Source organism: Natronorubrum halobium (genome assembly GCF_051351675.1).
Taxonomy (GTDB): domain Archaea; phylum Halobacteriota; class Halobacteria; order Halobacteriales; family Natrialbaceae; genus Natronorubrum.
Genome location: NZ_CP195595.1, coordinates 1,528,537 through 1,541,356 on the forward strand (window position 1 = coordinate 1,528,537; position 12,820 = coordinate 1,541,356).

General features: G+C 57.0%; 5 protein-coding genes, 1 tRNA gene and 4 rRNA genes. 8 read left to right on the forward strand and 2 right to left on the reverse strand.

What is annotated here, in order from left to right; all coding sequences use genetic code 11:
* Window positions 1–163 precede the first annotated feature (163 nt).
* Window positions 164–598 carry an LEA type 2 family protein gene (locus ACSFC7_RS07545; RefSeq protein WP_436347103.1) on the reverse strand — a complete coding sequence of 145 codons (435 nt, stop codon included), beginning with the start codon at window positions 596–598 and terminating at the stop codon, window positions 164–166.
* Window positions 599–1,504: 906 nt separating this feature from the next.
* Between ACSFC7_RS07545 and ACSFC7_RS07550 the strand changes: the two genes are divergently transcribed.
* The 8 genes from ACSFC7_RS07550 (at window position 1,505) to rrf (ACSFC7_RS07585) (ending at window position 12,152) form a co-directional block, all read left to right on the forward strand.
* Window positions 1,505–3,640 (forward strand): pentapeptide repeat-containing protein, encoded by a 2,136-nt coding sequence (locus ACSFC7_RS07550; RefSeq protein ID WP_436347104.1) that lies wholly within the window; start codon window positions 1,505–1,507, stop codon window positions 3,638–3,640.
* 350 nt (window positions 3,641–3,990) lie between these two features.
* Window positions 3,991–4,629: a hemerythrin domain-containing protein gene (locus tag ACSFC7_RS07555; RefSeq protein WP_436347105.1), complete on the forward strand. Its 639-nt coding sequence runs from the start codon at window positions 3,991–3,993 to the stop codon at window positions 4,627–4,629.
* A 325-nt stretch (window positions 4,630–4,954) separates the two neighbouring features.
* Window positions 4,955–6,301 (forward strand): RNase J family beta-CASP ribonuclease, encoded by a 1,347-nt coding sequence (locus tag ACSFC7_RS07560; RefSeq protein WP_436347106.1) that lies wholly within the window; start codon window positions 4,955–4,957, stop codon window positions 6,299–6,301.
* Between the two features lie 553 nt (window positions 6,302–6,854).
* Window positions 6,855–8,328: ribosomal RNA gene (locus tag ACSFC7_RS07565) — 16S ribosomal RNA — on the forward strand.
* Between the two features lie 150 nt (window positions 8,329–8,478).
* Window positions 8,479–8,550: transfer RNA gene (locus ACSFC7_RS07570), tRNA-Ala, on the forward strand.
* Between the two features lie 247 nt (window positions 8,551–8,797).
* Window positions 8,798–11,717, forward strand: a 23S ribosomal RNA gene (locus ACSFC7_RS07575).
* Window positions 11,718–11,841: 124 nt separating this feature from the next.
* Window positions 11,842–11,963, forward strand: a 5S ribosomal RNA gene (gene rrf / locus ACSFC7_RS07580).
* 67 nt (window positions 11,964–12,030) lie between these two features.
* Window positions 12,031–12,152: ribosomal RNA gene (gene rrf, locus ACSFC7_RS07585) — 5S ribosomal RNA — on the forward strand.
* The 16S, 23S and 5S rRNA genes sit together here with 1 tRNA gene alongside, the layout of an rRNA operon.
* A gap of 140 nt (window positions 12,153–12,292) precedes the next feature.
* On the opposite strand, the gene ACSFC7_RS07590 is transcribed toward rrf (ACSFC7_RS07585), so the two are convergent.
* Window positions 12,293–12,727 carry a hypothetical protein gene (locus ACSFC7_RS07590; RefSeq protein ID WP_436347107.1) on the reverse strand — a complete coding sequence of 145 codons (435 nt, stop codon included), beginning with the start codon at window positions 12,725–12,727 and terminating at the stop codon, window positions 12,293–12,295.
* Between the last annotated feature and the right edge of the window lie 93 nt (window positions 12,728–12,820).

Consider the following 12,820-nt stretch of genomic DNA (forward strand, 5'->3'; position numbering starts at 1 on the left):
CGGGTTTAGCGTTCAACAGTTCCGTTCACGGCATCTGGGGAAATCGGTACCCCCTTGATTTGGCCGCTTAGTTGATTCAGGTTTGAACGCGGGTCGCCTCCGACATAGGGAGGATAGAACAGAGGCATTCTGGAGGAATCGATGGTTCAGAATGCTCGTCAGGTTATTTTGGACTCTCGGTCGGGGATGACTCACGTGTTTGATTACCCAATAGATCTGTCTCGAACGTGTGATCGTACGAGAGGAAGTCCAGCGGGACTTCACGCTGGATGCCGGCGTATTCGAGAGTGGCAGTGAAATCCACCGTCAGATTTGACGTCTCGTCGTTTTGCAGATGGGTGACCCACCACTCATCTAGCACAGAGTTATCGATAGCTGCGTTGACCTCGATGGTTTGCGTACTGCCGGGTCCGATCACGGTCTGTTCTGCGGCGACGCCTTCTCCGACGACGATGTCGTTCAGTCGAACCGTGTAGCCAATCTCCGTAATCGGTACCGGGAGCCTCGTCGGATTGGTTACCGTCGCCTCGGCTTCGATCGGCGTTCTGTCTTCGGTAGCGTTACCCCACTGAGCGTTCGTTTCCTCGACGACGAACACCGTCCGATCGTACGCTTCGAACTGTTGACTTTGGTTTGCTTGTAACGGCTTGAGGAGGTCCGTCTGGACGGTCCGATTGTACGTCCATCTATCCGCCGGGAGCTGAGTGGCTGTGTAGTCGACAGTTACGTTCGGTTCGATTCGCACTTCCGTCGTCTCGTTTCTGTTGACGTGAGACGTCCACCACACCGGGATTTGGTCGTTGTCGATCCACGTCGAAACGGTAACGGTACTCGTGCTGCCGGCGAGTCGTACTTGGTTTTCCCGCTCTGACGCGATCACAATCTCGTTTACCGAGATAGTATACGAGATCGCTGCTGCAGCGTCACCGACGCGGAGCAATAGCGGATTGTCGACGACGACCTGGGTTTCGACTTCGGTTCGCTCATCCGTAACGGTCCCCCACTCATTGTCGACGGATTCGATCTGCGGCCGGTCCGCTGCAAGCACACCGAACGCTATAGTCGCACCGATCAGAGCGATTATGACGAGAATCGCCATCGCTGTTCCCCGACGAGTCATCTACTGTCCTTTTCGCACGACCGTAGTTCTACAATTACGTTACACGTTCAAGGCGTTGAAGTCTGACCATCGGTCACGTCGCCCACAGTCACAACGTTTGAGCTGAGTTGTGATGTGTGAGGTACGGGCGTCACCCATTCAGGGTCGACGGTTCCCATAGTGGCGCTAATCGTCAACCTCTACTGATTCTAACCCGTCGAACAGATCGTCATCTGACGAGTCGATTTTGATTCATCGTTGCATGTCTATCCGCTGTGTGCAAGATCCGGGGGAACTCACCAGTGTAGCCCGCGGATACACGATGATGTCACCAGACGTCCAGTACTCGCTGACCGAGCGTCGATCCGCCACAGCATATAACTACCTTACAGATAATCAGCGGATATGTCTGGCTGTACCTACTTCTCATCAGAAGAATGGCGGAAGCGATTACTGGCCGATACCGAACGAATCTGGGACCCTCGAGACGTATTCGAGATCGCCGATACCGACTCGATTTCCAGCCGCGAACACAGCAGGGAGACGGAGTTACTTGCAACGCTCGAGGCGGTTGGACTCTCAGAGGACGATCTGTTCGCTGCTTGGGCAGCCGAACACGAGATCGAGTTGCGAGAGTCATGTCCTCATCCCGAAATCGCCGACGAACGATGTCTGTTCCATCTACCAGTCGATCACCCACAGAAAACCGAGGCGGATCTCGCCGAGCGCGTGATCGAACTCGTTCGCGAGGAGTCGGCCGGCGATCGTGCAAAGTACTTCGTCGGTGCGAAGTTCGGAGCGCTATCTCTCTCGTACCGGCGACTGGAAAGCCACGACAAACAGCCGATTCAACTCGCACACTGTTCGGCCGACCGATTGGATCTCACGAAGTCGAACGTCCAGAACGACGTCGTGGCCGTCGGTGCCAAGATCAATACATTCGAAGCATCTCATGCCGCGTTTCAAGGGGTACTCGCGTTCACCGGGACCGAGTTCAGCAGCGTCACGTGGCCTAACGTCACCTGTCACGCTCGAGCCGATTTTCGCCATGCCCGATTTCGGGACGAGATAACGTTTGAATACGCCCGACTCAAGCGACGAGCCGATTTCGCCGACGCCGTATTCGAGGATCGCGTCGATTTCGGCAGGGCAGTATTCGAAGGGGCTGCAGTGTTCACCGCAACTGCGTTCGAGACGGCCGTCTTCAGCGAGGCTAGATTCGACGGGATCGCCGAATTCGACGGAACGTGCTTTCGCGGTAATGGTGATTTCACGGGAGACGAATCCATCAAGCGAGCATCGTTCGAGGATGCGGTGTTCTACAAGCGTGCCGACTTCGCGGATCGAGTCTTCCGACATGCAGCCACGTTCGAAGCGGCGTCGTTTGGCGGCGAGGGCATCTTCGACCGGATCCGTATCGAGGGGCAGGTAACGTTCAACAAGGCTCAAATCGACGGCCGAGCGCATTTCAAGGAAATCGTCGTCGACGAGCAGGCATCGCTGTCCGATATCGACTTCGGAAGCAACGTTAGCTTCAGCGACGCCGTATTCAAGGGGACAGTGACGTTCATGTGGACACAGTTTCCTGAAACGGCGTCGTTCGAAAACGCGTCATTTCAGCAGGAGACGGATTTCACCCTCGCCGAATTCCATCGACTCACCGATTTCAGCGACGCGACGTTCGACGCCAAGACGACCTTCGAGGCGACCCACTTCGAGGCCGCGATCGCGTTTGACAGGGCCGTCTTCCATGGATCAGTTACGTTCGAGAATGTAAGACTCGCGTACGCCTCATTCGACGAAACCGAGGCCGCCGTACCGATTCCGGTCGTCAACGCCGTTGTCACGGCCGGAACCTTCGTCCAGCCGAGGGACGGCGCCACGTACTACGACTTCACCGACTCAACGATCGCCAACGTGACGTTCCAGGGGCCTCGGAACGTATTCGAACGCGTGCGGTTCCACAGAACGACGTTCGACGGCTTTGACTTCTCACATCACACTCGAGCCCTCGCAGTCAACGAATGGCGCCTTCATCAATGGGACGGATCGGCTACTACCGACTCACCGAGTGCGTTGCAAGACACCTATCTGAAAGCGAAAAACGGCGCTGACGACATGGGTCAAAACACCGCGGCTGCGGAGTTCTTTCTTCTCGAGATGTACTACAAGCGACAGGTACATCGAGAGCTGGCGAGCGACGCCGATCGACCGCTCGCCGCGCGGATTTCGTCGCTGCTGCAGTACACATACAATCTCACGTTCAGTATCACCGCCGGTTACGGCGAGCGGCCGAGTAGAACGGCGCTCAGTTCGGTTGCAACGATCGGCCTATTCGCGGGACTCTTCCAGTCGGTTGCCGGCCCACCCCTCGAAACCGCGCTGTATCTCCGGATCAGTCTGCAAGCGTTCGTCGCCCTGATCTTAGGTGACGTTCCAACGGCCAGTTCGTTCCAGTTGCTATCGGCCCTAGAGGCATTCATTGGGGCGTTCTTCATCGCACTGTTCGTCTTCACACTCACCCGGTCGGTCAATCGGTGAGCCTCTGACTGCAGCAACCTATCGTCGCCAGTGTGGCTCCTGAATCCGATATCGCCCGCTGCCGGAGTCGTATCGCCCGTTCGACGGGTTCGCTCCCAGAATCACTCATTGCGAAAGACACTGCCTCGAAACGATCAAATAATTTCACAATCACCTCAGGTGACCTCCGTGGAAATTGGAGCGGTGGACGAATTCTGAAGTGACGTCATCCACAGTGACGGACGATCTGTGACGGCCATTAGTGAGCAACTCAGATCGATCGACGCTCTGACAGCGACTCTCCGACGAAATGGTTTAGAACGGGACTGCCGGCAGATAGCTACTTGTGAGTTGCTCGACGTGTCGAACACATGGCTCGCCATTGGCTGACAATTGCCAGCCCCACCACGGAGGCGATAACGAATCCGTTGCTCGCCGCCTGCGAGGACGGCTACGTCCCCGATTCAATTCGTATTCTCTCGAATCCCACCGTCCAAGACAATGTCTCTCCCATCGTTCCGTTTCTGGAGGATCTCGTCGACGACATCGTCGAGACCCACCACGAGCATCTCCGCTCTGAACTCCCGTCGCTCGAGCGAACCGTTCGAAAAGTCACCCGCGTACACGGGGACACCCATCCCGAACTCGAGGCGATCGAATCGGAGTTTCTCTCCCTCGAGGCGGACGTCACGGAGCACATTGCCGACGAAGAGGAGACCGTCTTCCCCGAGATCGTCACACTGGACGACGAAACGCCCCGTACCGACACCGAAGCGGCGCGTATTCGCGACGCGATCAACCACCTCGAATCGGAACACGACGCGGCAGCGTCCCATCTCGAGGGGATTCGAGACCTGAGTGACGATTATACGACCCCGTCGGACGCCTGTACGAGCTACCGAAATATGCTCGATCGGCTGCAATTGCACGAGGAGGATATGCACGTCCACATTCACAAGGGAAACAACGTCCTGTGTCCCGACGCCGACGCGCTGCTCACGTCAGCGTGACTTCGTCGAGTCGACTCGAGAGACGCCCGCTTCCATCTTTCTCAGACGGCGACCGGTGAAACGACTGTTCGATCGGATCGATCGCCAGGTGTTCGGTACAGCGATCGGACGACGAGTACTCGAGACACGGAGTACTTACGTCTGGAGTTTCATTAGTTAGTTAACCGAAAGAAGCGCTGTCCTTGGCACAGTTGGGAATAAACGTTTGATATTGCCACGGACGTGATCGAGATACGTATTCACGTTGCGAACGTTTCTATTCCCACAAACCCAGCCGTGTCGGCTGGAAGACTGCCCCACAGGACTGCTATGATCGGGTCTACCAATGGAAGTTGAAATTGCAACAATTGGCGGCTACGAAGAAGTTGGACGACAAATGACTGCGGTCCGCGCTGGTGACGATATCGTGATCTTCGACATGGGGCTGAACCTGTCGAAGGTCCTGATTCACGACAACATCCAGACCGAGGGAATGCACAGCCTCGATCTGATCGACATGGGCGCCATCCCCGACGATCGGGTAATGAGCGACCTCGAGGGCGACGTGAAGGCGATCGTCCCGACGCACGGACACCTCGATCACATCGGTGCGATCAGCAAGCTCGGGCACCGGTACGACGCGCCGGTCGTCGCGACGCCGTTCACCTGTGAACTGGTCGAAGAGGAAGTCGACGACGAGCAGAAGTTCGGCTTCGACAACGAGATCGTCTCGATGGAGGCCGGCGAGACGATGTCGATCGGCGACTCCGGCGAGATCGAACTCGAGTTCGTCAACGTCACCCACTCGATCATTCAGGCGATCAATCCCGTGCTCCACACGCCCGAAGGGGCCGTCGTCTACGGACTGGACAAACGGATGGATCACACGCCCGTTATCGGCGATCCGATCGACATGGACCGATTCCGTGAGATCGGTCGCGAGGGTAACGGCGTCCTCTGTTACATCGAGGACTGTACCAACGCGAACAAGAAGGGACGAACTCCCAGCGAAAACGTCGCGCGCGAGCATCTCCGAGACACCCTCTACAGCATGGAGGACTACGAGGGCGGCATCGTCGCGACGACCTTCGCGAGCCATATCGCCCGCGTCAAATCGCTCATCGAGTTCGCTCGAGAGATCGGCCGCGAGCCGATTCTGCTCGGCCGCTCGATGGAGAAGTACTCCGGGACCGCGAAACGGATCGGCGTCGACTTCCCGTCCGACGTGGACATGGTCGGCTATCGTCGATCCATCGATCAGACGTTAGAGCGGATCATGAACGACGGGAAGGAGAACTTCCTCCCTGTCGTCACGGGTCACCAGGGTGAGCCGCGGGCGCTGCTCACGCGAATGGCTCGCGGGGAAACGCCGTACCAACTCGATAACGGGGACAAGGTGCTCTTCTCCGCACGAGTGATTCCCGAGCCGACGAACGAGGGCCAACGCTATCAGTCCGAGAAGTTGCTCGGTATGCAGGGTGCGCGCGTGTACTCCGACATCCACGTCTCCGGCCACCTCCGTCAAGAGGGCCATTACGAGATGCTCGATGCCTTGCAGCCACAGCACATCATTCCGGCCCACCAGGATCTGAGCGGCTTTTCGGGCTACGTCGATCTCGCATCCAATCAGGGGTACAAACTTGGACGGGATATTCACGTCACGTCGAACGGCAACATCATTGAACTAGTATAATCCGGTTCAGACACCCGTCCGTCGAGTAGTCTTCGGAGACTGTCTTTTTTCGCGCCAGTGATTGCAGGGAGACTCCTGAGTCAGAGACTCTTCTCAGACAGACAGCCTCGAGTGAGTCGTCGCTGAACGAGTACGACCAGTAAGCGGCTTTCGATAGCGACGACGTAGAGATACTCCGCTGTATCCTCTACAATGACGGTACTGATCGGGATACTCGCCTTCAGAACTCGATTCTCGGTGCCATCGACCTGCCGAGTAGTACCACGAGACTCCTCTCGAAGGGTGTGTGCCACTCCCTATCTTTGAGGGTCCGATTCGCAGGCCTTAAGTAGTGACCGGCGATTACAATTTAATCCGAAGGAGATGAGGACCCTTCCCCTGCGGTCCGCCGTACAGAAGGGGTCTGATGTTAGCCTTGGTAGTTCGGTGACGCTCGACCGGTCGTCGGTCCGTGGTCACCGAACGTGGACCCATTTATGTGTGAGTGTGTACAAGAATACGACATTCACCGCCAAATGAACCCTCCCAACCAGACGGTTGGGAGTTAGATAGCATTCCGGTTGATCCTGCCGGAGGTCATTGCTATTGGAGTCCGATTTAGCCATGCTAGTTGCACGAGTTCAGACTCGTAGCAAATAGCTCAGTAACACGTGGCCAAACTACCCTATGGATCCAGATAACCTCGGGAAACTGAGGCTAATCTGGAATACCACTCGATGCCTGGAACTGGCTCGAGTGCGAAATGCCCCGGCGCCATAGGATGTGGCTGCGGCCGATTAGGTAGACGGTGGGGTAACGGCCCACCGTGCCGATAATCGGTACGGGTTGTGAGAGCAAGAGCCCGGAGACGGTATCTGAGACAAGATACCGGGCCCTACGGGGCGCAGCAGGCGCGAAACCTTTACACTGCACGCCAGTGCGATAAGGGGACTCCGAGTGCGAGGGCATATAGTCCTCGCTTTTCACTACCGTAAGGTGGTAGTGGAATAAGTGCTGGGCAAGACCGGTGCCAGCCGCCGCGGTAATACCGGCAGCACGAGTGATGACCGCTATTATTGGGCCTAAAGCGTCCGTAGCTGGCCAGTCAAGTCCATCGGGAAATCTGCGTGCCTAACGCGCAGGCGTCCGGTGGAAACTGATTGGCTTGGGACCGGAAGATCCAGAGGGTACGTCCGGGGTAGGAGTGAAATCCTGTAATCCTGGACGGACCGCCGGTGGCGAAAGCGCTCTGGAAAGACGGATCCGACGGTGAGGGACGAAAGCTCGGGTCACGAACCGGATTAGATACCCGGGTAGTCCGAGCTGTAAACGATGTCTGCTAGATGTGCCACAGGCTACGAGCCTGTGGTGTGTCGTAGGGAAGCCGAGAAGCAGACCGCCTGGGAAGTACGTCCGCAAGGATGAAACTTAAAGGAATTGGCGGGGGAGCACTACAACCGGAGGAGCCTGCGGTTTAATTGGACTCAACGCCGGACATCTCACCAGCATCGACAATGTGCAGTGACGGTCAGTGTGATGAGCTTACCTGAGCCATTGAGAGGAGGTGCATGGCCGCCGTCAGCTCGTACCGTGAGGCGTCCTGTTAAGTCAGGCAACGAGCGAGACCCGCACCCTTAATTGCCAGCAGCACCCTTGTGGTGGCTGGGTACATTAAGAGGACTGCCAGTGCCAAACTGGAGGAAGGAACGGGCAACGGTAGGTCAGTATGCCCCGAATGTGCTGGGCGACACGCGGGCTACAATGGCCACGACAGTGGGATGCAACCCCGAGAGGGGACGCTAATCTCCGAAACGTGGTCGTAGTTCGGATTGAGGGCTGAAACTCGCCCTCATGAAGCTGGATTCGGTAGTAATCGCGCCTCAGAAGGGCGCGGTGAATACGTCCCTGCTCCTTGCACACACCGCCCGTCAAAGCACCCGAGTGAGGTCCGGATGAGGCCTGGATTCCCAGGTCGAATCTGGGCTTCGCAAGGGGGCTTAAGTCGTAACAAGGTAGCCGTAGGGGAATCTGCGGCTGGATCACCTCCACAGACCGGGACCGGGGCGCCGCCCCGGCCCACCTTCGCGTGGCGCTACGCGCCACGCACTCCACGTTCGATCGACCCAACCGCTGGCCGATCGGGCACCTTAGAACTACCAAGGCTAACACTGTCGTCTCGTGTCCACATCTGTGGACGTGGGCCCATAGCTCAGTGGTAGAGTGCCTCCTTTGCAAGGAGGATGCCCAGGGTTCGAATCCCTGTGGGTCCATCACTCGGTGCGGATCGAATCGTGCCCCTTAAGTGGGGCAAACGATTCTGATCTAATCCGAACGAAAACCGATGCACCAGCCCGTGTAAACGGGGCTGGGAAGGGTTAATGCATGCCGCGTCTACGGCGTGCAGATGAGACCGTGTGTACGTGTAGTCCAGGCGTCCACTGGACCCGTTCCCGGGTCACTCGCGTTACACTTCCGTGTAACGTTATTCGTTGCGACTCTGTCGCAACGCCGATCCGATGAACGTGGCTACTGTGCCAGCTGGTGGATCGCTCGGCTTGAGAGCTGAAGAAGGACGTGCCAAGCTGCGATAAGCCTGAGGGAGCCGCACGGAGGCGAAGAACTCAGGATCTCCGAATGGGAATCCCCACCGCAATTGCTTCGCGCAATGGGGAACGTCGAGAATTGAAACATCTTAGTATCGACAGGAAAAGAAAACGAATGTGATGTCGTTAGTAATGGCGAATGAACGCGATACAGTCCAAACCGAAGCCTTCACGGGCAATGTGGTGTTCGGACTGACGATCACTCTCAGACCATCTGCAGGAAGTCTCTTGGAATAGAGCACGAGACAGGGTGACAGTCCCGTAGTGTAGATCAGTATGAGACGAGTCAGCTCCAGAGTAGCGGGGGTTGGATATCCCTCGTGAATATTGCAGGCATCGACTGCAAAGACTAAACACTCCTCAAGACCGATAGCGAACAAGTAGTGTGAACGAACGCTGAAAAGTACCCCCAGAAGGGAGGTGCAATAGGGCGTGAAATCAGTTGGCGATAGAGCGACAGGGCATACAAGGTCCGCTGTACAATGAACCAGGTGCGAACCTGTAGTAAGCCACAGCGGAAGCCGATGTTCTGTCGTACGTTTTGAAAAACGAACCAGGGAGTGTGCCTGTTTGACGAGTCTAACCGGATTATCCGGGAAGGCGTAGGGAAACCGATATGACCGCAGTCTTATGACGAGGGTCACCGTGTTCAAGCGCGGGGAGTCAAACGGGCACAACCCGAAACCGGACGATCTAGGCGTGAGCAAGGTGAAGCGTGCCGAAAGGTGCGTGGAGGCCTGTTAGAGTTGGTGTCCTACAATACCCTCTCGTGACTTACGTCTAGGGGTGAAAGGCCCATCGAGTCCGGAAACAGCTGGTTCCAACCGAAACATGTCGAAGCATGACCTCTGCCGAGATAGTTTGTGGGGTAGAGCGACGGATTGGGGGATCGCACTCCGAGAGGAGTGTGCCCCCCTGTCCAACTCCGAACCTACAAACGTCGTTTGACGCAGGGAGTCCGGTGCGCGGGGTAAGCCTGTGTACCGTGAGGGAGACAACCCAGAGCTGGGTTAAGGTCCCCAAGTGTGGACTAAGTGCGATCGAAAGTGGTGCCGAGCCCTAGACAGCCGGGAGGTGAGCTTAGAAGCAGCTACCCTCTAAGAAAAGCGTAACAGCTTACCGGCCGAGGTTCGGCGCGCTTAAAATGATCGGGGCTCAAGTCCACCACCGAGACCTAGCGGCATCCATCAACGGATGATCCCGTAGGTTGGCGTTCTGTTCGGGCGGAAGCATGGTCGAGAGATCATGTGGACCGTTCAGTAACGAAAATCCTGGTCATAGTAGCAGCGTTAGTCGGGTGAGAACCTCGACGGCCGAATGAGTAAGGGTTCCTCAGCAATGCTGATCAGCTGAGGGTTAGCCGGTCCTAAGTCAGCCCGTAAGTCGAAGCTGACAACAGGGAAATAGGTTAATATTCCTATGCCAGTGTGCATCCAAAGCCGACGCTTTGGGGCCGCCTCTGCCGGGCTTTCGCCCGGTCGAACAGTCGAACTTCGTGGAAGCCGTAATGGCACGAAGCGAACGAATGGCTGGATAGCGAAAGAGAGGCCAACCTAGAGCCCGTGAAAAGGCGAGCACACAGTCCGTACCGAGATCCGACACAGGTACTCATGGCGGCGAAAGCCAAGGTCTGTCGGGAGCAACCGACGTTAGGGAATTCGGCAAGTTAGTCCCGTACGTTCGCAATAAGGGATGCCTGCCTCGCGAAGAGGCAGGTCGCAGTGACTCGGGCGCTCCGACTGTCTAGTAACAACATAGGTGACCGCAAATCCGCAAGGACTCGTACGGTCACTGAATCCTGCCCAGTGCGGGTATCTGAACACCCCTTACAAGGGGACGAAGGACCCGTTAACGGCGGGGGTAACTATGACCCTCTTAAGGTAGCGTAGTACCTTGCCGCTTTAGTAGCGGCTTGCATGAATGGATCAACGAGAGCGCCACTGTCCCAACGTTGGGCCCGGTGAACTGTACGTTCCAGTGCGGAGTCTGGAGACCCCCAAGGGGAAGCGAAGACCCTATAGAGCTTTACTGCAGGCTGTCACTGAGACGTGGTCGCCATTGTGCAGCATAGGTAGGAGGCATTACACAGGTAGCCGCGCTAGCGGCCCACCGAGCCAGCATTGAAATACTACCCGATGGTGACTGCGACTCTCACTCCTGGCGGAGGACACTGGTAGCCGGGCAGTTTGACTGGGGCGGTACGCGCTTGAAAAGATATCGAGCGCGCCCCAAGATTTCCTCACTCGGGTCGGAGACCCGAGGAAGAGCGCAAGAGCAAAAGGAAGTCTGACAGTGTCGAACACAACGATCGACGCTGACGCGAAAGCGTGGTCTAGCGAACCAATTAGGCTGCTTGATGCGGCCAATTGCTGACAGAAAAGCTACCTTAGGGATAACAGAGTCGTCACCCGCAAGAGCACATATCGACCGGGTGGCTTGCTACCTCGATGTCGGTTCCCTCCATCCTGCCCGTGCAGAAGCGGGCAAGGGTGAGGTTGTTCGCCTATTAAAGGAGGTCGTGAGCTGGGTTTAGACCGTCGTGAGACAGGTCGGCTGCTATCTATTGGGGGTGTTACGGTATCTGACGAGAACGTTCGTATAGTACGAGAGGAACTACGAATGGGTGCCACTGGTGTACCGGTTGTTCGAAAGAGCACGTGCCGGGCAGCCACGCACCACGGGGTAAGAGCTGAACGCATCTAAGCTCGAAACCCACTTGAAAAAGAGATACCACTGAGATCACTCGTAGAAGACGAGTTCGATAGACTCGGGGTGTACGCGCCAAGGCAACGAGGCGTTGAGCCCGCGAGCACTAACCGATCGAGCCACATAGTCATACAACATCGCATTGGATCCGTGACGCGGCGAACGGGTCCGGACGCAAACTGGACTACACATACACACGGTCAGTAACCACCGATTACGGTTTAATGACGGTTCGATTCCGTTGATCGGCGTTACGGCGGCCAGAGCGGTGAGGCACCTCCCGTACCCATCCCGAACACGGAAGATAAGCTCATCTGCGTATCGGCGAGTACTGGAGTGCGCGAGCCTCTGGGAAATCCGATTCGCCGCCTTCACTCATACTCGACACATCGTCGAGAATCGACAGCGGTCTGACGGCGGTTCGATTCCGCCGGTCGACGTTACAGCGGCCACAGCGGCGGGGTTCCTCCCGTACCCATCCCGAACACGGAAGATAAGCCCGCCTGCGTATCGGCGAGTACTGGAGTGCGCGAGCCTCTGGGAAATCCGATTCGCCGCTCCTACTCATAATACATCTTTGGAGCGATTGCTTCGTGCAGTTTTCCCCTCTCTTCCCGACAGCTGCCGCTATTTCAGTGGTGGTACTGTTCGAAACACAGCGGGAGGTATTCGGGAACTTTCCCGCTACCTCGATATCGGACGACTACGACAGGTCGTCCGCGAGATCGGAAGCGGATCGCTGCTTGCGGCTGTCGGGCATACTTCGACCTGGTCGCTTGGGCAGTTGCTGTGCCGTCAGCAACTCGCCATCTTTGATGACGACGAGTAGAATGTCGCTTTCGTCGACGTCGTCGAACTCCGACCTCGGGGCAACGTGTTGGTCGACGAGTTCGCCGTCGTCTTCGAGCAAGATAACGACGTGCTCTCCGTCGACGATTCGGTCGACGACGCCGATGTACTGGTTCGCACCGGTTCCGCCGTCAGTTGCCGACGCCTCGGATTGCGACTGGGCTGTGTCCTCTCGCACGTCGTGATCGGTCCGCGCACCAGCGACTGCTGACGTGGCGATCGTAACTGTACCCAGTGAGCCGAGTGTTCGGAGGACTGTACGTCGCGTCGTCTGTTGTCGTTGCGACATGCCCCGGTTGGCCGCGGCTTGATTGATAAACCCACGGACCACGCGGTGTTCGGATTGAGACGAACGAGCCGGTGTGAATCGCTATCAGCAAGC